This window comes from Marinobacter sp. LV10R520-4 (assembly GCF_002563815.1).
Lineage (GTDB): Bacteria > Pseudomonadota > Gammaproteobacteria > Pseudomonadales > Oleiphilaceae > Marinobacter.
The window spans coordinates 1,066,901-1,088,821 of the sequence record NZ_PDJM01000001.1 but is presented as its reverse complement, the minus strand read 5'-3'; the positions used below and the strand labels follow the sequence as shown (position 1 = coordinate 1,088,821).

The following is a 21,921-nucleotide window of genomic DNA, read 5'->3' as shown; positions in this document are numbered from 1 at the left end:
GAGGTAGCATGAACAGTATTTCCCAACGCATTGCGAATGAGCTCGGTGTACGTGAAGAACAGGTCAACGCCACCGTTGAGCTGTTAAACGGCGGTGCGACTGTGCCCTTTATTGCCCGCTATCGCAAAGAGCTGACCGGCGCGCTTGACGACATCCAGTTGCGAGCCCTGGAAGAGCGCCTGCGCTATCTGCGCGAGCTGGAAGACCGCCGCGCCACCATCCTCACCAGTATTGACGAGCAGGGCAAACTGACCGATGTGCTGAAAGCCAGCATAAACGGGGCAGACACCAAAAACCGCCTGGAAGATCTTTACCTGCCTTACAAACCCAAGCGCCGTACCAAAGCCCAGATTGCCCGTGAGGCCGGTCTTGAGCCACTGGCCGATGGCCTTTATAACGACCCTACACACGTGCCAGAGGTTTTGGCAACGCAGTTCGTTAACGCCGATGTGGCTGACAGCAAGGCTGCCCTGGAAGGCGCCCGTGCCATCCTGATGGAGCGTTTCGCAGAAGACGCCGAACTTTTAGGCCAGCTGCGCGGTTTCATCTGGCAGCAAGGCCAGTTGAAAGTCACCGTTATTGCCGGTAAAGAGGCCGAAGGCGCCAAATTCCGTGATTATTTCGATCACAGCGAAGCGTTAAAAAAAGTACCGTCACACCGCACTCTGGCTATTTTACGCGGCCGCAACGAGGGCGTTCTGAGCTACACCATTGCCGTTGGCGAAAACAGCGACGATCGTCGCCAGCCGCACCCGGCAGAATCTTACATTACAGCCCACTGGAATATCCGCGATCAGGGCCGGGCGGCCGACAAATGGCTGGCCGAAGTGGTGCGCTGGACCTGGCGGGTTAAACTGTCTGGCCAGCTCGAAACCGACCTGATAGGCCAGATTCGAGAGGCTGCCGAAACCGAGGCTATCCAGGTATTCGCTGATAACCTAAAAGATTTGTTGTTGCTGGCTCCGGCCGGACCACGGGCGACTCTGGGCCTGGACCCAGGCCTGCGTACCGGTGTAAAAGTAGCCGTAATTGACGGCATAGGGCAAGTGGTGGACCACGGCGCTATATTTCCCCATGCCCCACGAAATCAGTGGGACGCCTCGATAGAGCAATTGGCCAAATGGTGTCGCCAGTACAACATCGAACTGGTGGCTATTGGTAATGGCACTGCCTCGCGGGAAACCGATAAACTGGTGGCCGATCTGTGCAAGCGCTACCCGGAACTGAAATTGGCGCGCATTGTGGTCAGCGAATCGGGTGCGTCTATTTATTCAGCATCGGAATTCGCCTCGCGGGAATTGCCGGACCTGGATGTCACCATTCGCGGCGCGGTATCCATTGCCCGGCGCTTGCAGGACCCGTTGGCGGAACTGGTTAAAATTGAGCCAAAATCTATTGGTGTGGGCCAATATCAGCACGACGTATCGCAGGTACAGCTATCGCGCAGCCTGTATGCAGTGGTAGAAGACTGTGTAAACGGCGTAGGAGTCGATCTGAACACCGCGTCGGTGCCGCTGTTAACCCGTGTATCTGGGTTAAACCCAACCATTGCCCAGAACATCGTGGATTATCGCAGCCAGAATGGCCAGTTCCGTAACCGCAAGCAGCTGATGAAAGTGCCGCGTCTGGGTGCCCGCAGCTTCGAACAGGCGGCGGGCTTTTTGCGCATCAGCGATGGTGATAATCCGTTAGATCGGTCTTCGGTGCACCCGGAAGCTTATCGCGTGGTGGAAACCATCGCCGCTAAAAATCACCGGAATATGAACAACCTGGTGGGTGATGGAGCATTTTTGCGCAGCCTGAACCCGCAGGATTATGTGACCGAGCAGTTTGGCTTGCCTACGGTCAAAGACATCTTCGCCGAGTTGGAAAAGCCGGGGCGCGACCCGCGGCCGGAATTCCGCTTCGCCAGCTTTGAAGAAGGCGTAGAAACCCTGAAAGATCTGGAGCCGGGAATGGTGCTGGAAGGGTCTGTCACCAACGTCACCAATTTTGGCGCCTTCGTGGATATTGGCGTGCACCAGGACGGCCTGGTTCATATATCGGCGTTGGCAGACCGTTTTATAAAAGACCCGCGGGAAGTGGTGAAAGCGGGCGACATCGTAAAAGTGAAGGTGATGGAGGTGGATATTCCGCGTAAGCGCATCGCTTTGACCATGCGCATGGGTGATCAGCCTGGCCAGCAGCCGGCTGAACGGCCCCGTGGTGACAAAACCCCAAGCCCAAATCGCAACACTGCGGCTGGCGCGCGTAAACCGGCGCCGGCTGCAAATCAGAGTCAGAATCAGAATCCGGGTCAGGGTCAAGGTGCCATGGCTGGAGCTCTGGCTCAGGCCATGGCGTCGGCCAACAAGCGCGACCGTTAATTTACTTGGCAACTTTACTTGGCAACCACAGCGGTTGCAGCAGGAGTTTTTCATGGCTCAATCACGCCATCACATATTTCAGCAGTTTGCCGCCAACGAGTGGCAGGGCTTTCGTAAAGGCGTTGAAAAAGAAGGTCTGCGTGCCGATGCCAGCGGCTTCATCGCACAAACCCCGCACCCGCACGCTCTGGGTTCGGCGTTAACCCACCCACGCATTACCACCGATTATTCGGAATCTCTGCTGGAGCTGATTACGCCGGTGTATGACACCACCGCCGGCATGCTTGAAGCGCTGGGCCACACCCATCAATTTGTGCAGCAGAACCTGGGTGACGAGGTGTTCTGGGCCGCCAGTATGCCTTGCGGTCTGGATGGCGACAGCAGTATTCCCATCGCCAATTACGGCACCTCCAACGTGGGTAAGATGAAGCACGTGTATCGCCAGGGTCTGGCGGTTCGCTATGGGCGAATGATGCAGAGTATCGCGGGCACCCATTATAATGTGTCGCTACCTGAAGGATTTTGGCCGCAGTGGCAGCAGGCTGTGGGCGGCAGTGAGCTGAGCCTGCAAGATTTCAAATCCGAGCAGTACTTCTGGTTGATTCGTAATTTCCGCCGCCGCAGCTGGCTGTTGATGCTGCTGTTTGGCGCCTCACCGGCGCTGGATCAGAGTTTTGTCGCCAACGTGCGGCACAACCTCAGCAGCTTCAATGCAAATACTTTTTACGGTGAACAGGCCAGCTCGCTGCGCATGGGCGATTTGGGTTATCACAACAATGCCCAGGCATCCCTGAACATTTGTTTTAACGAGTTGAAAACCTATACCCGCACCCTGGAGCGAGCCATTCACACGCCTTGGCCGCCCTACGAAAAAATGGGTATAAACCGCGACGGTGAATACATTCAGCTCAATACCAATGTGCTGCAGATTGAAAACGAGTATTACAGTGCCTTACGCCCTAAGCGCACTGCCGCCAGTGGCGAAAAACCCATCCACGCGTTGATGAGCCGCGGGGTGGAGTACATCGAGGTGCGGTGTCTGGATCTGGACCCGTTCGCAGCCGTGGGTATTACCGCACCGCAAGTGGATTTTCTTGACCTGTTCCTGTTGGATTGTCTGTTACAGGACAGCCCGCGGATTGGTGACGATGAGTGTGCCCTGCTGGATAACAATTTCAAAGATGTGGTTGCACATGGACGCGGGCGCAACCTGGCGTTGCAGCTGGGCAATCGCAGTGTTAACGCCGGAGAGACGGCGCTTGAGCTTCTGGATTCACTGCAGCCACTGGCGGAACAGCTCGACGGTTGGAATGGTGACGCCACCTACGTGCGGGCTCTGGCGGAGCAGCGGAAAAAGTTGGAAGGCAGTTGGTGTTTGCCATCGCAGCAGGTCCTGGATGCAATGACCAGTAGTGGTCTGGGCCACCGCGACTGGGCGCTGGAAATGTCCCACCAGCACAAACACAGCTTGCTCGCGCAGCCGCTGCCAGGCGCTGTGCAGCAGCAATATAAAGAGTTTAGCCTTGAGTCCTTGCAACAGCAGCAACAGATTGAAGCCGCCGATACGCTAAGCTTTGCCGATTACCTGCATCAGTATCAGCAAAGCTGAACACCGGAGTGTTGGTTATTTCTGCACGACAAACTCGGTGAACAGCACGCCGCTAACAATTTCACCGGTGTGCTGGTTTTCCAGTACCTGATTAACGCGGGCCGTGGCTTCAGTTGCCAGTGTCTGCTGCGTGTCTGGGCGGGTAAGGGCATCAACATCGCTTTGTTCGCCAAACAGCAGCACCAGCTCATGGCGCATGCGTGGCATGTGGGCTTCTACGGCGGGGCGAGTGGTGCTGGCGCCGGCGCGTAAACTAACACTGGCTTTCAGATAGGAAAGCTTGCCGCCTGGTGGCCCTATGTGGGTCACAAACGCGGGCTCCAGCGATATATAATCGGTAATGGTCGGTTCTGCTGGTTCAGCCGGTTCGTCGGGCTCTTCACCGTAGGCGAGAACTGCGAGCGCCATCAGAAATAGGGCGATGAAGATTTTTGGCATCATTTTTTTCAATACAGTCATAACCCTGATAACTCTGATAACCGCGATAGTTTCACAACGATTATTACAGTAACAGGCTGGTAGCACAGATGCAGTCCCATTCCTATTTTCGAGGTGATCTCTTGACCAACAGAATCATGTTTGCCGTTATTTTTCTGGTGTGTGCCGCACTGCTTGCGGTGGCATTTTATATGGAACATGTGATGGGGCTGGAGCCTTGTCCTTTGTGCTGGTTACAGCGGTTTGCTTTCATGGCAGCCGGGTTGGTCAGCCTGTTGGCGTGGCTACACGGCCCGGGGCCGATCGCCACACGGATATACGGTCTGTTTTTGGCGCTGGCTGCGGGCACGGGGTTGGGCTTGGCCAGTCGCCAGCTCTGGCTGCAAAGCTTGCCTGCGGACCAAGTGCCGGCTTGCGGCCCATCGGTGGATTACATGCTGGATGTGCTGCCTTGGTCGGAAGTACTGGCGACCGCGGTTCGCGGGACCGGTGACTGTGCGGCGGTGGTCTGGCGTTTTCTGGGCCTGAGTATTCCGGGGTGGAGCGCGCTGTTTTTCGTTTGCGTGGCGCTGGTGGGTCTTTATCTGTGTTTGCGCCCCGCGCCGAAGCGGCCTTGGTAAGACCGCAGCCACAAACGGTTGCGGCTGGTCACCGCCATAGGGTAACTTGCATAGACTTATGTTGAAGTTCAGAAGGCATCAGCCAGATAGAACACCAAGTGGAGTACAGGCGTTATGTTGGAGCATTGTCGAAATGCCCGTGAGCGGTGGGGTGGGGTCAGTGATCTGATCGACCGTTGGCTTAAGGAGCGTCAGGATGTACTGGTGCGGTATTGTGAGCTGTCTGCTGAAAACGACTATTCCCAGACCGAAAGCCTGAGACCCAAACTGGTTCTGCTGTGCGAAATGCTGATGGATTACGTTTCCGCCGGCCACTTTGAAATCTACGAGCAACTGGTGCGCGAGGCGCGAGAGTTTAACGACGACGAGGGCCTGGAACTGGCCGCGAAGGTATATCCGCGTATTACCGAAACCACCCAGGTGATTCTTGATTTTAATGACAAGGTAGATGGCCGCGACCTTTCCGAGTCGGAAATGCAGGCGCTGTTTACGGAGTTATCGCGAGTGGGTGAAATCCTGGCCAGCCGTTTTGAGCTGGAAGACCTTCTGATTGCTCATCTGCATACTGCCAATGCAGACAAGGTAGAGCCCGCCTGAAAGAGCGGTTGGCAAACCTGGGCGGCGAGTTCTAGAAACGTCGTCGCCCAGGTGCTAACGACAGCAAACAGTTATTGGGCGCTGTCCGGATTAACCGCCAACAGTTTCACGTCAAAAACCAGTGTTTCATTGGGGCCAATTGCGCGGTTGCCGCCCGGGCCATACGCCAGGTCTGACGGAATATAGAGTTTGTAGCGCGCGCCTTCGCTCATCAGCTGCAAGCCTTCTGTCCAGCCGGGAATAACCTGGTCCAGGCGGAATGAAACCGGTTCACCGCGCTCGCGGGAGCTGTCAAACACCTCGCCACTCAGCAGTTCGCCCGTGTAATGGACTCTTACCGTATCGCCGGTGCCGGGTTGCGGGCCATTGCCAGCTTCAAGCACTTCGTACTGCAAGCCGGAGTCCGTGGTTGTCACGCCTTCGCGCTCGGCATTTTCAGCCAGAAAGGCGTTTCCCGCATCCATATTTTTCTGTGCCATTCCTTCAATCTGTTTGGCTTGATCTTCCTGCAGCTGCTGCTGGTAAGCCATCAGCGCTGCCTGGATTTCTTCCTGAGTCATCCGGCGCTGTTCCTGGTCGCCGTTGTTGCCGTGCTGGATTCCCTGCAGAAACTGCTCCATCTGAAGGTCTGGCAGGTCGTTACCCATACGCTCGCCCATAACAAGACCCATGCCGTAGCTGACCTTTTCGCTGTTGGATTCCAACGCAGGGTCTTTCGGTGCTTCTTGAGCGGAAGAGCAGCCTGCAACAAGGCCGGCAATCGTCAGTGCAAACAGTGTTTTCTTCATGAATCTATCCTTCGTATTAGTAAATGAGCCGCAATGTCCGGACTTGGCCGGCGCTGGCTGATTGAGGGTAGTCGATGTAATGCTGGCGCAAAAGGTACCTATATCGCCGGCTTTACGCCACTGAACATCTGTTAATGGCCGGGCAAAAAATCACGTTACTGCCCGAAGCACCTACTAACTGCCTGAAGCGCCTGCGCCCATGTTGAATGGTGCGGTATACGGTGTCTGCCAGCCAGCTCCAGGTTCAGCACTGCCAGTCACGCCGCGGGACGGAGTCGGCCGTTCTATGGCCAAGGTGTTCCAAGGCCCCCGAGGCGGTGGCTGGTCAGCATAGTGCCAGTTACCATCGGTATCCTGCCACTTGAAAATGATGTCCGGCGACTCAATCACCACTGAGTCTGGAACCAGCGTTTCGAAGGCGGGAATGTCTGTTGGCTTTGTTTCTTTAGCCAACGGCTGTGCTACTTGTTGCTCGGGGGTTCCCAAGCCAAGCACGATCAGCAATACCAATACGCCCAGGGCAGGAAAGGCTAGTCGTACCAGCCATTTAATCATCATGTTGATTGCGCTCCGGGGCGCGAAAAAGTCAAAGCAGACGCTAGTTGATGAATATCTGAGGCAGCTGCCCGTGCGCTGTCTGCACAAGGCGCCGCTGCTGTAAGATTGCCGATGATCAAAATGTCGCGATCTTGCATTGCCGGTTTTTCTGTTTCAGTATTCAGTACTTGCCACGCCAGAGCGAGTTCGACACGCTCTGCTTCAAGCTCCAGGCGAGCCACGCCTGCGCGCAATTCATAACAACTTTCCGACTCTTTCGGCAGCGCCCTTTTTACATCACGCAGTGCCCCGGTTACACGGTTGCGCCACTCTGTTACCGTAATGGCTTCTAGCCCGGTGTAAGTTCTGCGCTGATTCGCCAGCCAGGCCGCACATAGAATGCGGGTCACACTCCAGCCTTGTTGTTGTAACAACAGGCAGGCAGATGCTACTCCCGGTTTTTGCCAGCATGATAAGGCAAAAGACCAAAGCTTTGTGTCGGTCTGCAAATCTGCCGGCAGTGCCAGGCTGGTCGAGGTTTGCGGTATGATCGCGATATCGTCCGGTGCAGTGTCCAAGGCTTCCCTGAAATTATTAAAGTGCCAGAATTAAAACATGTTAACAATTAATGATCTTAGTTTACAACGAGGCGGTGCGTGGTTGCTAGAAGGCGTCAGCCTGACCGTGCAACCGGGCCAGCGCATGGCCATTGTGGGTGCTAACGGCGCCGGCAAGTCCAGTTTGTTCCAGCTTTTATTGGGTGATTTGGCGCCAGAGCAGGGTCATTTTTCTCTGCCCGGAGGCTGTCGCATCGCTCATATGGCGCAGGAAGTGGCGGCGACCGGGCGTAGCGCGCGGGACTTTGTATTAGACGGTGATTTCGACTTGCGTCGTCTTGAACACGAACTGGCACGAGCGGAAGCCGCACAAGACGACCTGGCCCAGGCCCGTGTCCATGGCGAGCTAGACCTGCACGAGGCGTGGTCTGCATCGCGTCGCGCTGAGACTCTGCTTCGCGGCTTGGGTTTCAGTGATGGTGATGCTGATCACCCGGTATCGAGCTTTTCTGGTGGCTGGCGGATTCGTCTGAATCTGGCTCAGGCGCTGATGCGCCCGTCCGATCTGATGCTGCTGGACGAACCGACCAACCACCTGGACCTGGACGCCTGTCTTTGGCTGGAAAACTGGCTGCGGCGTTACTCCGGAACCCTGTTGTTCATCTCCCACGATCGGGATTTCATGGATCGTGTCGCGACACATGTTGTGCACTTTGATCGGCGCGATCTGGCACTGTATAGCGGTAATTACTCAGCTTTTGAAGTTCAGCGCAGCGAACGCCTGGCACAGCAGCAGGCCGGATTCGAGCGTCAGCAGGCGCGCATTGTTGAAATCCAGCGTTTTATTGACCGATTCAAGGCTCAAGCCACCAAGGCACGCCAGGCTCAGAGCCGAGTGAAATCTTTGGAGCGCATGGAAAAAATTGCGCCTGCACACATTGATTCACCGTTTAATTTTCAATTTCCTTTAGCCGAAAAAGTGTCAAACCCGCTGCTGAGTATTCGTTTGGGCCAGGCCGGCCACGGTGACGTGACGATTCTGCGCAACCTGAATCTGAGCCTGTTGCCGGGCAGCCGCATTGGCCTGCTTGGCCCTAATGGCGCGGGTAAATCTACCCTTATGGACAGTCTGCGGGGTGAGGCCACGCTGATTAACGGTGAGCGCACCTGCGGCGAGCATCTGGCCATTGGTTATTTTGCCCAGCATCAACTCGAATCTCTGGATCTGGACGCCAGCCCATTTTTGCACCTGCAGCGTTTGAGCCCGCGGGCGTCGGATCAGAGTATTCGCAATTTTCTCGGTGGTTTTGACTTTCATGGCAATGCGGCCCTGTCACCGATACGTTCTTTTTCCGGCGGCGAAAAAGCTCGGGTGGCGCTGGCAGTGATCGCCTGGCAGCGACCTAATCTGTTGCTTTTGGATGAGCCTACAAACCACCTTGACCTGGAAATGCGCCAGGCGCTAACCATGGCCCTGCAGAACTTTGATGGGGCCATTGTGGTGGTGTCGCATGATCGCCACTTGCTGCGCAACACCGTGGACGAGTTCTGGTTGGTGAACGATGGCCGCGTTGTTGAGTACCAGGGCGACCTGGAGGATTATGAACGCTGGTTGGCTGATCGCCGCAAAGACGACACCGAGGCACCCAAGCGGCAGTCTGTTGCTGCAGAAGGTGGCCAGGACGCGGCAGTCAACGGTGAAAGTGCCGATGACCGCAAGGCCCGCAAGCGCGCCGAGGCGGCCGTGCGCCAGACAATCAGCCCGTTTCGCAAACAGCAGGCCACACTGGAAAAACAGATGGACAGCATGCAGGCTGCGCTGGCGGAGATGGACGCCGAGCTGACCAATCCGGCGCTGTACAGTGACAGCGGCAAACAGCAGTTGAAAACGCTGTTGGGACGGCAGGCCGAGGCGCGCCAAAAAATGGCAGCTGTAGAAGCCCAGTGGCTGGAGGTCAGTGAAACGGTTGAAGCTCTGGAAGCGGAACTGGAAAGTTAAGGTTGTTTTGCCACTTTGCAGCAGAAACCGGCGCTTTTGGCCGGTTTCCTGTTCGGTGACTTCTTATTCAGTGATTTTTTGTTCGGTAATAATGTCCAGGCTGAAGTCCTGCCGCAGCAGGTAGTCCCGTTCGTTTTCGAGGTCTGCCAGGGTGAGTGGGCGCTGTTCCAGCCAGCCCTCCGGGAAGCGGATGCTGAGCTTGTTCGCAGACGCTTCCAGCGTCAGCTCTGGTGGTTTTTCCAGATTGCGGGCGTGCTGCAGCAGCACGCCCAGGCGCACCAGTATGCATAGATAGCGCAAGCGGGGGACCTCTTCCACTAAGGCTCCCGCCCAAATGGCTGCGGTAAACTTGCGCCTATGCCCACGCACCAAGGCCGCCAGATCCCACTGGAACTGCTGAGTAAAACCGGGTAAGTCCGAATATTGTAAAAGATAAGCGCCGTGCTTGTGATACTGACTGTGTGAGATGGTTAAGCCGATTTCATGCAACTTGCAGGCCCAGCGCAGGGTGTCTTCGTCACTGAAACTGTTTATCTTCCAGGTTTCTGCGACCTGTGCCCAGGCAGCCACTGCGCTGGCTTCTACGGCGGCGCCGTGCAGCTGGTCAACGTGGTAGCGTTCTTGTAACGCGGAAATGGTTCGTTCCCGCACGTCTTCATGGCGTATTCGCCCAACAATTCCGTACAACAGGCCTTCGCGCAGCGCGCCATCGGCAAAGCTCATGGTTTCAATGCCCAGTGACTGAAACGCGCCCATCAGAATGGCGAAACCGCCAGGAAAAATACTTTGCCGATCCGGGCGTACACCCAGTTCGCCCAACCGCTCAACGCGGCCCATGCTGACCAGCCGTTTACGCAGTTCCTGCATGGCTTCCAGGGTGATTGTGCCATCGGTAATCTTGAGCGTGGCCAGAACCTGGCCAATGGCTTTTACCGACCCTGAAGAACCCACAGCGCTTTGCCAGCCCATTGCCCGATACTGGCGGCGAATACTCTGCAGCTCTTGCTCGGCGTGGGTGATGGCGTTATCTAAACTGCGACGGCTGATTTTTCCGTCCTGGAAGTAGCGATTACTAAACGACACGCAGCCCATGTGCATGCTTTCCAAGGCTTCCGGCTCAAAGCGCTGACCAATCACAAATTCGGTGCTGCCACCGCCTATGTCGATCACCAACCGGCGGCCGGTGTCGTCAGAAAGGGTGTGGGCAACGCCCAGATAGATCAGTCGCGCTTCCTCGCGCCCGGCAATCACTTCTACCGGGTAGCCCAGCACTTCCTCAGCGCGGCCGAGAAACTCGTTGGCGTTGCGAGCAATGCGCAGGGCGTTAGTGCCAACAATTTGCACGGCTTCCGGTGGCATGCCCTGCAGGCGCTGGGCAAAGCGGCTCAGGCAGGCCAGGGCCCGCTCTTGAACCTCGTCGGTCAAGCGGTTCTGGGCGTCAAGCCCGGCACCTAGCTGAACTTTTTCGCCCATTTTTTCCAGGGTACGAATTTCACCGTGCACCAGGCGCGCGACCACCATGTGAAAGCTGTTTGAGCCCATATCGATAGCGGCAAGCATATCAGGAGGCGCGGAAACGTTTTCGGCGTTGGGTTCTGCCGTCACGGGGTTATGAATCCTTGTGGGATGAACGTAGGGCGTACTATAGCGATAACCCAAGGGCCTGTCAGCCAGCCTGGCCTCATGTGGTTTAACGGGCAGGGAATTACCCCGCCTGTCAGCGAAGGCTTCACAACAGACGGAGCAATGGCGTAAAGTATTGTCCATTGAAGGCATGGTCCACGAAGAAAGCGTGAGTTATCGCGCGGTTTTCAAAATGACAGCGATAGTCAATACAGCTAACTGCATCTGTTACCGGGCAGATGCCAGAAACAGGAAATGAGAATGAGCGCAAATATTGTAAACGTAACCGATGCTTCCTTTGAACAGGACGTACTGCAGTCTGATGTGCCGGTACTGGTGGATTATTGGGCTGAGTGGTGTGGCCCCTGTAAAATGATCGCGCCGGTGCTGGAAGAAATTGCCGAGGAATACGCCGGTAAGCTGAAAGTCTGCAAACTCAACATTGATGAGAACGAGCAAACGCCACCCAAGTTCAACATTCGTGGTATTCCTACGTTGATGCTGTTCAAGAACGGCAATGTAGACGCAACCAAAGTGGGAGCTCTGTCTAAGTCCCAGCTGGCAGCGTTTCTGGACAGCAATCTCTGATTGCATAGCCCGACTGAAAAGCCAGGCTGAAAAACCAGGCTGAAAAACCGCCCCGGAGCGCTGCTCTCGGGCGGTTTTTTTATGGTGCCAGGCAATACGGCCATAAAGGGAAAGTGATGAACGCTGATACCAACGATTCCCAAGCGCCCTCTCTGGTAGCCGGTCTGTTGCTGGCAGGCGGCGCGGGTACAAGAATGGATGGCAAAGACAAAGGCATGATGCACTGGCGTGGCAAGCCCATGGCAGTCTGGGTTGCAGAAGCCCTGAAAGCCGCAACCGGTTCGCTGTTGATCAGCGCCAACCGTTCCCTGGAGGAATACAGCCGTTTGGGAGACGTGTTCACTGACGCCCCAGAGTTTGCCGGGCAAGGGCCACTGGCGGGCCTGTTAGCAGGTTTGCGGAAGGCCGAGGCCCGTGGAAACGGGGCTGTGCTGGTGTGCCCCTGCGACACGCCGGGCGTTACCCCTGCGCTAATGCAGCTGCTGCTGCAGGCTTGGTACAGTGCCCCCGGTCAGCCAGTGATAGCCCGGTGCGACGGGCGCGACCACCCGTTGCACGGAGTTTATCCGGTGGCTATGGCGGCTGCACTTGAGCAGCAGCTGCGTAATGATAACCGCCGCGTTATGATGTTTGCCCGCAGCCAACAGGCTCAGTCTGTAGATTGCCCTGCGGCCTCTGAGCTGTTCACCAACCGCAATCGGCCGCAGGATCTGAAGGACTAACGTTCTTGCTACCAACCTTCTGTGCGCGCAACGTCTGACGCTTTCTGCTCGACCCAGTGCTCACCTGCGTCTGTCAGCTCTTTCTTCCAGAACGGCGCCGAAGTTTTTAGTGCGTCCATAATAAACTCGCAGGCGGCAAAGGCATCGCCCCGGTGGGCACTGCATACACCTACAAACACAATCTGTGACTGCAGGGGCAATCGGCCTATGCGATGTATCACTCGCGCTTTGCGCACATCCCAGCGCTGGCCAGCCTGTGCGACCAAATCACTGATGACCTGCTCGGTCATGCCCGGGTAATGTTCCAGAAACAGTCCGGTTACGCCCTGGCGATCACCGCTGTCGCGAACCAGTCCGGTGAATGTGGCGATAGCGCCCGTGCCCGCGCCGCTGTCGCGCAGTTGCGCGTATTCCTGCGTCGCATCAAAATCCGAGTTTTGGATACTGACGCTGGGCACAGCTTGCGAGCAGACAGAAGAATTTTGTGACATTCACTAACCTCCTGTGACGGGTGGGAAAAACGCGACTTCATCACCTGGTTTAACGGGTGATTGTGGTTTTGCCATGGCCTGGTTGATGGCGATCATCACCGGTTGGCCGGTGTTCAGCTGGGTCCAGGGCCCACCGCGGTTGGCCAGGGTGGCCAGCAGGTCTGCGGCGGTCTGGCCTGCGGGTGCCGGCATGGTTAAATGTTCGATGCCCAGCTCTTCGCGCAGGCGGGCAAAAAAACGGACGTTAAGGGTCTGTTCAGGCATGGTCAGCTCACCAATTCAGAAAACGGAAAGTAAGTGATGGTGTCGCCAGGGCTCAGGGTGCTGTGTTCTGGAACTACTGCCAGGCCATCAGCCCAGCAGGCTGAACTGAGAATACCGGAACTCTGGTTGGGGAACGCTTTGATGATGGTAGTGCCACGATCCTGCTCCAGCCTTGCTCGCACAAATTCCCGCCGCACGGAGGCCGGCGCCACGCTGAATCCGGCCGCGACCTGCTGCCCTAAAGGATGGATCTGCAGGCGCCCCTGGCGTTGGCGAATATACGGCATGCCTACCACCAAAAATGTGACCAGCACCGCCGCTGGATTGCCGGGTAAGCCCAGTACCGGAGTGCCGCCGATATCGCCAAACGCCAGCGGCTTGCCGGGTTTGATCGCCATGCGCCACAGTGATAGCTGGCCGAATTCTTCCAATACTGCGCGCACGTGGTCTTCTTCACCCACAGACACGCCGCCACTGGTGATCACCAGGTCGGCGGCTTTGGCTGCCCGTTGCAGAGTTGATCGGGTACCCTCGCGGGTGTCCGCCAAGCTCTCACACAGCACGACTTCGCAGCCTGCTTGATCCAGCAGGCCTAACAAGGTGTAGCGGTTGGTGTTGTAGATCTGACCGGCTTCGAGCGGTGTGCCCGGGTCAACCAGTTCATCGCCGGTGGTGAGTATCGCCACTTTCAGCTTTTCGAACACTTCAACGTCGGCAATGCCCATGCTGGCCAACAGGCCCATTTCCTGGGGGCGAATCAGGGTGCCTTGGGCCAGTGCCAAGTCGCCCGCGGTCAGGTCCTGGCCGCGACGGCGGATGTTCTGATCGAGCTTTACGTCGCCGTCGATCAGCACGCCATCGGCATCAACCCTGGTACGTTCCTGCATCACAACGGTATCGGCACCTGACGGGATTTCAGAACCCGTGAAAATCCGTGCGGCGGTGCCGGCAACCAACGCCCCTGGTGCCTGGCCGGCGGGAATGCGCGCCGAAATCAACAGCGGCTTTCCCGGCTGAAAATCCTCTGTGCGCAGAGCATAGCCGTCTACCGCGCTGTTATCGGCTGGCGGCACATCGGCGGGCACGGTGTAGTCCCGAGCCAACACCCGGCCCAGAGTCCGGTGAACCGGGATAAGCTCAACCGCCGCTGGCGGCGTGGCAAGGGTCAGCAAATGCTGAATGGCATTTTCAACGGGGGTCAGATCGACGGCGGCCATGGTACCTGCTTTCTTTGTTAGGGGTGGTTAGGCGTGAAAATCGGATAACTGATGGGCTGTTAACGCGATTTCTACCTTATTTGCTAGCGCAGAGCGCGCTTACCAATCACTTGATTCAGACGCTCTGTTACCCGCTCCGGCTTGCGCCCGACCAGTGCAGAGAAATTGCAAGGGCCGTGGCGGCTGTCCAGTTGGGTGGACAGAATACCGTTCCAGCCGGTGCGACAGGCGCCGGTAGAGCCAGGCAGGCAGAATATGACCGTATGATTGGCCAGTCCGCCAAACGCTCGGGACTGGATGGTCGAAGTGCCAATTTCTGCGGCCGACAAGCGGCGGAATTCTTCGCCAAAACCTTCGATGGTTTTGTCCAGCAAGGGCCCAAGGGCCTCTGGCGTACTGTCGCGCTCATGAAAGCCGGTGCCGCCAGTAATAATAACGGCATGAACCTGTGGGTCGGCTATCCAGCCGCTGATCAACGCACGCATCAAATAGACATCGTCTGGCAAAATGCGCCGTGCAATCAGATTGTGGCCGGCCTCGACCACGCTGTCTTCCAGAAACTGGCCGGAGCTGTCCTGGCTTTCGCCGCGGGTGTCGGACACTGTCAATATGGCAATATTCATAGGAATCAGTTCCTGGCTTGGCTTGCTGCTCATGGGCGGCTCCTGTTTTCGGCGATAGAAAGTGTGAAAAAGTGTGGTCTTTAGTATCCGCATCGCGGGGCGTTAATGGAAGGGGAGTAACTCTTTGTGGGGAACAGCCCAAGACGCAGAGGCACCGTACAACGCTTACCAAACCGCCCAAGGCAAGCCTTTGAATGTAAGCGAAGCCAGAATAAAACGGCCTGAACGCGCAATCCGTTGCGAAATTGGTGGTTTTTTCGGCTCTGGCCTTGACATTCGGCGCCGAGGTAGCAGATTATCGTTCTTGCCCGGCGAACGATTGTTCCCACTCTCTGGCTTCTGTACTCATATTCCGGACTTTATTATCTCCCGGTTGCTCTATCTGGCCAGCATCCCGTTCTTTAGACTGTATTATCAATCCGTTCCGGGGCACCCCTTCACCCTAACGCTCGCTTTCTTCCATTCCTGAAAATTCAATAAACTATGAATCTTACTGAACTCAAACAGAATTCCATGCCCGAATTGCTCGAAATTGCGCAAGAAATGGGCCTCGATAATCTTGCACGCTCGCGCAAGCAAGACGTTATCTTCACTATACTCAAACGCCACGCCAAAGGCGGAGAAGACATCTACGGCGATGGCGTACTGGAAATTCTGCAGGACGGTTTTGGTTTCCTCCGTTCTGCGGATGCGTCCTACCTGGCGGGTCCTGACGACATTTACGTGTCACCCAGCCAGATTCGCCGCTTTAATCTGCGCACTGGCGACACCGTTTCCGGGAAAATTCGCCCGCCCAAAGACGGCGAGCGCTATTTTGCGCTGTTGAAGGTCAGCGAGATCAACTTCGACAAACCCGATAACGCCCGTAACAAGATCCTGTTTGAAAACCTGACCCCGTTGTTCCCAGACGAGCGCATGCATCTGGAAGCCGGTAACGGCAGCACGGAGGACTTGTCCTCCCGTGTATTGGATCTGGTTGCGCCTATTGGTAAGGGCCAACGTGGTTTGATTGTGTCGCCGCCCAAGGCCGGTAAAACCCTGCTAATGCAGAGTATTGCCCAATCAATCACCCGTAACCATCCGGAATGTCACATTATTGTGCTGCTGATTGACGAGCGCCCGGAAGAAGTAACGGAAATGCAGCGCACCGTGCGCGGCGAAGTGATTGCGTCAACCTTTGACGAGCCGCCAGCCCGGCACGTACAAGTGGCAGAAATGGTTATCGAAAAAGCCAAGCGCTTGGTTGAGCACAAAAAAGACGTGGTTATCCTGCTGGATTCCATTACCCGTCTGGCTCGGGCCTACAACACCGTGATTCCATCCTCCGGCAAAGTACTGACCGGCGGTGTTGACGCCCACGCCCTGGAAAAGCCCAAGCGTTTCTTCGGCGCCGCGCGTAATGTGGAAGAAGGCGGCAGCCTGACCATTATTGCCACGGCTCTGGTAAACACCGGTTCCAAAATGGACGAAGTGATTTACGAAGAATTCAAAGGCACCGGCAACATGGAGATCCACCTGGATCGCAAGATTGCCGAAAAGCGTACCTACCCGGCCATCAACATTCGCAGCTCCGGCACCCGCCGCGAAGACCTGCTGATGAGCGAAGCCGACATCCAGAAAGTGTGGATACTGCGCAAGCTGCTGCACTCCATGGACGACGACACCGCAGCCATCGATTTTTTGCTGGATAAGCTAAAAGACACCAAGACGAACGACGAGTTCTTCCAGTCTATGAAGCGCCGCTAAGATTTCTTGCGCATTTGTTTGGGGTGTTGCGCCGTGCCGGAGGAAAGTTTTCCCCCGGCACGGCTCCCAGAATGCGGTCCCTCATCTTGTTCGTACTCCGAGTTCAATCGTTTGAACGCTTAACCAGAACCAATTTCCCAGAACTCACGTACATGACCGGAACTAACCGGAGCAAAGCATGAAATACAACGACCTGCGGGATTTTATCAACCAGCTGGAAAAGCTGGGCGAACTCAAACGCATTTCAGTCGAAGTAGATCCTCACCTGGAAATGACCGAAATCTGCGACCGCACACTGCGTGCTGGCGGACCGGCCTTGCTGTTTGAAAATCCTAAAGGGTATTCCATGCCCGTGCTGGCCAACCTGTTTGGCACCACTAAGCGGGTTGCTTTGGGCATGGGGCAAGAGAACGTTACCGCGCTGCGCGACGTCGGCAAATTGCTGGCGTTCCTGAAAGAGCCCGATCCCCCCAAGGGCTTCAGAGACGCCATCGAAAAACTGCCGCTGTTCCGCCAGGTTATGCGCATGAGCCCGAAAGTGTTGCGCTCTGCTCCCTGCCAGGACGTGGTGATCGAAAAAGACAAAGTCGACCTTTACCAGATACCCGTGCAGCACTGCTGGCCGGGGGATGTTGGCCCGCTGATTACCTGGCCGCTGGTCATTACCCGTGGCCCCCACAAAGAGCGCCAAAATCTGGGTATTTATCGCCAACAGGTGATCGGGCGCAATCGCTTGATTATGCGCTGGCTCAGCCACCGTGGTGGTGCGCTGGATTTTCGTGACTGGCAGAAAGCCAATCCGGGCCAGCCGTATCCGGTGGCTGTTGCCCTTGGTGCAGACCCCGCAACGATTCTGGGCGCGGTGACGCCAGTGCCGGATTCGCTGTCAGAATACGCCTTTGCAGGTTTGCTTCGTGGCAGCCGTACCGAGTTGGTGAAGGCTGGGTTGAGTGACCTGCAGGTGCCCGCAAGCGCGGAGATTGTGTTGGAAGGGTTTATTTACCCGGACGACATGGCGCCGGAAGGCCCGTTTGGTGACCACACCGGTTACTACAACGAGGTTGGCCAGTTTCCGGTGTTCACGGTCGAACGCATCACCCATCGTAAAGATCCTATTTACCACAGCACCTACACCGGTCGCCCGCCCGATGAGCCGGCGATTCTGGGTGTGGCGCTGAACGAAGTGTTCATCCCCATTCTGCAGAAGCAGTTTCCCGAGATTGTTGATTTCTATCTGCCGCCAGAGGGCTGTTCATACCGTTTGGCAATCGTAACCATGAAAAAGCAATACCCGGGACACGCCAAACGGGTGATGATGGGTGTGTGGTCATTCCTGCGCCAGTTTATGTACACAAAGTTTGTTATCGTGACTGACGACGATATTGATGCCCGCAACTGGGAAGATGTTATCTGGGCTATGACCACCCGTATGGACCCGGCCCGTGACACCATGATGGTAGAAAACACGCCTATCGACTATCTGGACTTTGCCTCACCGGTATCAGGCCTGGGCTCGAAAATGGGCATGGACGCGACGAATAAGTGGCCTGGTGAAACGGACCGCGAGTGGGGCGAGCCCATCACCATGACTCCCGAGATAAAACAGCGGGTGGATGAACTCTGGGATAGCTTGGGCATTAACTTGCCGGCGAAGTCCGGGGTTGAAACCGTGCCCGGCCGCCCCGGCTGATATGGCGGATAGTTACCGGGTCCGGTTACAGCCCTGCGGGTTGGAATATCGGGCCAAAGCCGGTGACGACCTGCTTAGCGCAGCGGCGGCTGCAGGTATTGCAGTGCCTATGGCGTGCCGCAACGGTGTGTGCGAGATTTGTGAAGCTCGCATGCTTGCCGGCGCGGCTGTAAACACGAGAAATCAAAATACACTAGCTGTTGCCAGCCGCCTGATGCTGTGTCGTACTCGGGCCCTGGGTGATGTGGAACTGGAGATAACGTCTGTGATCGCTGCTGGAAGTAATCCGCCGCGGAAAGTCCTTGCCAAAGTGCTGGACGTCCGCAAACTCAATCACGATATTTTTCGGATTGAACTGCAATTATCGCGGCGCCGCGAGCTGTCGTTCCATGCTGGCCAGTATTTGGCGATTCACCTGGATAACGCCGGCCCTGCCTATTTTTCCATTGCCAGCAGTCCGCAGCAGACCAATATAGAATTGAACATTCAGGCCTCGCCGGGTTGGGCATCGGGGCAGATCATTGTAAACGCGCTGCAAGTGGGCGCCGAAGTGATGGTGGAATTGCCCCACGGTAAAGCCTGTTTGGCGGCGATGCCCACAAAGCCGCTGCTATTAATCGCAGCAGGCACCGGATTTGCGCAAATGAAGAGCCTGATAGAGTACTTGCGCAGCACCGATTACAACCAGCCGGTGGTGTTGTTCTGGGGCGTGCGCCAGCGACAGGACTTGTATTTGCAAAGCCTGGCCGAGCAATGGGCCAAAGACTGGCCGCAATTTCGCTTTGTGCCGGTGGTGGGTGATAACGAAGACAACGAATGGTCCGGGCACCATGACCAGCTGGCGCATGCTGTGTTGGGCGCAAACATTGATTTGAACAATGTGGAAGTACACGCCAGTGGCTCGCCCACCATGGTGTACACCCTGATGGACGCTTTAAAAGACGCCGGAATGCCAGCGGACGTGTTCTTTTCAGATGTGTTGGAATATGCGCCGCGGTTATAGCCGTGGCGCGCACTCGGCCCCAACCCCAACTGTCAGGCTTTTGGCATAGGCAGGCGGGGCAGGCCGTTATCCTTTTCCAGGCTCTGCATCAGCAGATTTATGCTGGCGGTGTCGTGCCCCATATGGGCGTTCAACCGGCTCAGCTCTGCCAGGGTTTCACGTTTGCGCTGCAGTTTCAGACTGGTTTCAAAGTACTCTCGCGCCTTTCCCCACAGCTCATTGCGAAGGCTTAACCGGCCCAGCGCCAACAACAGTTCGGCGTTATTGGGGCGGTCTTTCAGCCACTGTTCCGCCAGTAGCAGTTGCTCGTCAGGTGCCTGGCTTTCTACCCGGCCGTAAAGATTAATCAGCTCGTCGCTCCAGTGATTACGCAACACCTTGCGCAGCAGTATTTCGGCCTGTGCCTCATCCCCCAGGCCCGCCAGAAGGCTGGTGTAATTGAAGATTGTGCGTTCGTCACGGCGCATAGAGCTGGGTAACTGATCCCACAGACCGGTGAGTGGATCCAGGCTGGCGGCGGGATTGCTGGCTTGCTCCTTACGGCACTTGCTGGCGGCCTGCTCCAACAGGTTGTGCCAAGTCTGGCGCTCAAGATCGTCCAGTTCAGCCGGAACAAGAATGTTGTACTTGCGCAATTCCGGAAGCAATTTGGACAGCTCGCGCCAGTCTTCCAGGCGTAAGTAGGCGCTTTTCAGCAGCTTGAGTACAAATGGATGATGAGGCGACTGCTTGCGCAGGCGCAGCAAAGTGGCCAGGGCCTGCTCCACCCGATTGCCTGCCAACTGCAGCTGGGCCTGGGTAATGCCGACGGCCATATCAGACCCCGGGGTGCTCTCAAACGCTTTGCGCAGCAGTTCGTCAACCGCTTCGTGGTCGCCGCATTCAAACGAGGCCTGTGCCGCTGCCAGATAGTTAATCAGCGGCGTATCAGCGTTGCTTGCGGACGAGGTCAGCATCTTTTTTGCCCGCGGCCAGTTGCCTTCGGCCAGTGCCAGCAGTCCTTGAGTGGTACGGCGGCGCGCACGGCGCTCTTTGCCGCGGGCTATCCAGCCCGACATCACGCTGGTGCCGTTGCGTAAACGCCGCACCAGGCCAATCAGCATGACTGTCAGTACGACCAACACCACCAGCAGTGCCAGGCCTACCCAAAAGTTGGTTTCGACCAGATAATTGCCAAAGCTAACTCGAATGTAGCCCAAGTCATACTGCAGGCCGAACGCCAGCCCGGTTCCCAGCAGCAGTGCCAGTACAATAATGACCAGCAAACCGATCATGAGTTGCCTCCGTTACCGGTGGCCCCATCGGCTGGCGCATCGCCATTCTCGTCATCGCTGTTGGCGGAGGCGTCCGGGTCGCCATCACTGTTCGCGCCGCGGCCGGCAACACGCTGTTTCAGCAGTCCCAAAGAGCGACTGATGTCTGGCAGTTCAGGGTCTACATTGCGGCTGGCGAGCTCGCTCAACGTGTCTGCCAGAGCGCCAACACGGGGGTTATCGGCGTTATACCATTCCTGTATGGTGGTACCGGCTTTTTCCAGGGACTTCTGATACAGCTCCTGGTTACCGCGCAGTACCGCCAGTTCGGCTTCTTCCAGCATCAGCTGCAGATTCAGACGGGCGTAGGCGGATTGATCCGGCGACAACAAGGGTTTTACCTGTTCGTCCAGCCGCCTTACAACAACAACCTGTTTGAGCGTGCGGGTAAATGACTGCCAGGCGCGAACCGCCATGCTGGGCTCGCCCACATCGACGTCGGAGGCATCGGCCGAGAGTATGAAACCGGGCGCGTTTTCATGAATCAGCGCCTGGTCGGTAAGCTGATGAACACTGTCTATAACGGCTTCCAGTTGAAGGTACAGGCCGGTTCTATCCACCGCGACAATGCTCTTTAGTGCCAGCATTTCCCGAGCTAATTGTTGGCGCACCGGATACACGCCAATATCATCCGACTCGGCCAATACGTCATCTGCAGCCTGAAGCGCAGAAGCCGCACCTTTTATGTCTTTCTCGATCAGCAGACGTTGATTGGCTACCCGCAACAGATACTCGGCTTCGGCCAACAACCAGTCGGTGCGGGTTCGATTGCCGGCTTCCAGCAGGGTGGTGGCGTTGTGGTCTATCTGCCGCTGTTGGGTGGCAATCAGTTCTCGCTGTGCGGCCACCGCGTCGGTCAGCGACTGCAAGCGCTGAGCCTGCTGACTGCCGCGTTCACCGTAGCGTGAATCAAGCTGGGCGGTTTCCTGTTGCAGGTCTTTAAGGACTTGCTGGCTGGCCTGGTTGTTATTCCACTGCTGCCAGTTCCAGAGCACCAGTAACAGCACCAGAACCAAAGCAATTATGCTGATCAGCCACAGCGGCCAGATACGCGTTCGCGCCGGCTGCTGTTGCTGGGCTATGGGGGCAGGAAGTTGTTTTTGTGTGTCGGTCACGGGCATCCTTACTTC

At 56.6% G+C, this 21,921-nt stretch carries 21 protein-coding genes; 10 read left to right on the top strand and 11 right to left on the bottom strand.

All coding sequences use genetic code 11. The annotated features are described in order from the left end of the window. Positions 1-8: 8 nt before the first annotated feature. Positions 9-2,366, top strand: a complete 2,358-nt coding sequence (locus ATG98_RS05135; RefSeq protein ID WP_098422285.1) for a Tex family protein — start codon at positions 9-11, stop codon at positions 2,364-2,366. 52 nt (positions 2,367-2,418) lie between these two features. After that, entirely contained in the window at positions 2,419-3,975 is a 1,557-nt protein-coding gene (gene gshA / locus ATG98_RS05130) for a glutamate--cysteine ligase (protein WP_098422284.1), read from the top strand. Between the two features lie 15 nt (positions 3,976-3,990). Here the strand turns inward: gshA and ATG98_RS05125 are convergent, their stop codons facing one another. Further along, a complete protein-coding gene (locus ATG98_RS05125) occupies positions 3,991-4,434 on the bottom strand; it encodes a flagellar basal body-associated FliL family protein (RefSeq protein WP_098419762.1) in 444 nt (147 codons plus the stop codon). Positions 4,435-4,502: 68 nt separating this feature from the next. Between ATG98_RS05125 and ATG98_RS05120 the strand changes: the two genes are divergently transcribed. Beyond that, positions 4,503-5,033, top strand: coding sequence for a disulfide bond formation protein B (locus tag ATG98_RS05120; protein ID WP_098419761.1), 531 nt, complete (start codon positions 4,503-4,505; stop codon positions 5,031-5,033). 114 nt (positions 5,034-5,147) lie between these two features. Further along, complete coding sequence (rsd, locus tag ATG98_RS05115) at positions 5,148-5,630, top strand: sigma D regulator (RefSeq protein WP_098419760.1); 483 nt, start codon at positions 5,148-5,150, stop codon at positions 5,628-5,630. Positions 5,631-5,701: 71 nt separating this feature from the next. Here the strand turns inward: rsd and ATG98_RS05110 are convergent, their stop codons facing one another. The 3 genes from ATG98_RS05110 to ATG98_RS05100 form a co-directional block, all read right to left on the bottom strand. After that, entirely contained in the window at positions 5,702-6,418 is a 717-nt protein-coding gene (locus ATG98_RS05110; RefSeq protein WP_098419759.1) for an FKBP-type peptidyl-prolyl cis-trans isomerase, read from the bottom strand. Between the two features lie 174 nt (positions 6,419-6,592). Next, the gene (locus ATG98_RS05105) at positions 6,593-6,976 is read right to left on the bottom strand and encodes a DUF4124 domain-containing protein (protein ID WP_098419758.1); all 384 of its coding nucleotides are present in this window, start codon (positions 6,974-6,976) and stop codon (positions 6,593-6,595) included. Continuing rightward, on the bottom strand, positions 6,973-7,533 hold the full coding sequence (locus ATG98_RS05100) for a TIGR02444 family protein (RefSeq protein WP_098422283.1): 561 nt from the start codon (positions 7,531-7,533) through the stop codon (positions 6,973-6,975). The genes ATG98_RS05105 and ATG98_RS05100 overlap by 4 nt, the downstream gene beginning before the upstream one ends. A 37-nt stretch (positions 7,534-7,570) precedes the next feature. On the opposite strand from ATG98_RS05100, the gene ATG98_RS05095 reads away from it, so the two are divergent. Next, positions 7,571-9,511 (top strand): ATP-binding cassette domain-containing protein, encoded by a 1,941-nt coding sequence (locus tag ATG98_RS05095; RefSeq protein ID WP_179888052.1) that lies wholly within the window; start codon positions 7,571-7,573, stop codon positions 9,509-9,511. A 63-nt stretch (positions 9,512-9,574) separates the two neighbouring features. Here ATG98_RS05095 and ppx read toward each other — a convergent pair whose 3' ends face one another. Further along, positions 9,575-11,116, bottom strand: a complete 1,542-nt coding sequence (gene ppx, locus ATG98_RS05090) for an exopolyphosphatase (protein WP_098422282.1) — start codon at positions 11,114-11,116, stop codon at positions 9,575-9,577. Positions 11,117-11,395: 279 nt separating this feature from the next. Here ppx and trxA point away from each other — a divergent pair, with 279 nt between their 5' ends. Beyond that, on the top strand, positions 11,396-11,722 hold the full coding sequence (gene trxA / locus ATG98_RS05085) for a thioredoxin TrxA (RefSeq protein ID WP_018402620.1): 327 nt from the start codon (positions 11,396-11,398) through the stop codon (positions 11,720-11,722). Positions 11,723-11,838: 116 nt separating this feature from the next. Further along, positions 11,839-12,444, top strand: a complete 606-nt coding sequence (mobA, locus tag ATG98_RS05080; protein WP_098419755.1) for a molybdenum cofactor guanylyltransferase MobA — start codon at positions 11,839-11,841, stop codon at positions 12,442-12,444. An 8-nt stretch (positions 12,445-12,452) separates the two neighbouring features. Here the strand turns inward: mobA and ATG98_RS05075 are convergent, their stop codons facing one another. The 4 genes from ATG98_RS05075 to moaB all read right to left on the bottom strand — a co-directional run bounded on the left by ATG98_RS05075 (position 12,453) and on the right by moaB (position 15,072). Then, positions 12,453-12,935 (bottom strand): molybdenum cofactor biosynthesis protein MoaE, encoded by a 483-nt coding sequence (locus ATG98_RS05075; RefSeq protein ID WP_098419754.1) that lies wholly within the window; start codon positions 12,933-12,935, stop codon positions 12,453-12,455. Positions 12,936-12,938: 3 nt separating this feature from the next. Next, a complete protein-coding gene (gene moaD / locus ATG98_RS05070; protein ID WP_098419753.1) occupies positions 12,939-13,199 on the bottom strand; it encodes a molybdopterin converting factor subunit 1 in 261 nt (86 codons plus the stop codon). Positions 13,200-13,201: 2 nt separating this feature from the next. Continuing rightward, positions 13,202-14,416, bottom strand: coding sequence for a gephyrin-like molybdotransferase Glp (gene glp / locus ATG98_RS05065; RefSeq protein ID WP_098419752.1), 1,215 nt, complete (start codon positions 14,414-14,416; stop codon positions 13,202-13,204). Between the two features lie 83 nt (positions 14,417-14,499). Then, on the bottom strand, positions 14,500-15,072 hold the full coding sequence (gene moaB, locus ATG98_RS05060) for a molybdenum cofactor biosynthesis protein B (protein WP_098419751.1): 573 nt from the start codon (positions 15,070-15,072) through the stop codon (positions 14,500-14,502). 450 nt (positions 15,073-15,522) lie between these two features. On the opposite strand from moaB, the gene rho reads away from it, so the two are divergent. The 3 genes from rho to ATG98_RS05045 all read left to right on the top strand — a co-directional run bounded on the left by rho (position 15,523) and on the right by ATG98_RS05045 (position 19,478). Then, positions 15,523-16,785, top strand: coding sequence for a transcription termination factor Rho (rho, locus tag ATG98_RS05055; protein ID WP_098419750.1), 1,263 nt, complete (start codon positions 15,523-15,525; stop codon positions 16,783-16,785). A gap of 178 nt (positions 16,786-16,963) precedes the next feature. After that, the gene (ubiD, locus tag ATG98_RS05050; protein ID WP_098419749.1) at positions 16,964-18,475 is read left to right on the top strand and encodes a 4-hydroxy-3-polyprenylbenzoate decarboxylase; all 1,512 of its coding nucleotides are present in this window, start codon (positions 16,964-16,966) and stop codon (positions 18,473-18,475) included. A gap of 1 nt (position 18,476) precedes the next feature. Continuing rightward, positions 18,477-19,478 (top strand): 2Fe-2S iron-sulfur cluster-binding protein, encoded by a 1,002-nt coding sequence (locus ATG98_RS05045; protein WP_098421737.1) that lies wholly within the window; start codon positions 18,477-18,479, stop codon positions 19,476-19,478. Positions 19,479-19,510: 32 nt separating this feature from the next. Here the strand turns inward: ATG98_RS05045 and ATG98_RS05040 are convergent, their stop codons facing one another. Together ATG98_RS05040 and ATG98_RS05035 are read right to left on the bottom strand one after the other, a co-directional pair. Then, positions 19,511-20,752 carry a heme biosynthesis HemY N-terminal domain-containing protein gene (locus ATG98_RS05040; RefSeq protein ID WP_098422281.1) on the bottom strand — a complete coding sequence of 414 codons (1,242 nt, stop codon included), beginning with the start codon at positions 20,750-20,752 and terminating at the stop codon, positions 19,511-19,513. After that, complete coding sequence (locus tag ATG98_RS05035) at positions 20,749-21,912, bottom strand: uroporphyrinogen-III C-methyltransferase (protein WP_098422280.1); 1,164 nt, start codon at positions 21,910-21,912, stop codon at positions 20,749-20,751. Before ATG98_RS05035 ends, ATG98_RS05040 begins: the two co-directional genes overlap by 4 nt. Between the last annotated feature and the right edge of the window lie 9 nt (positions 21,913-21,921).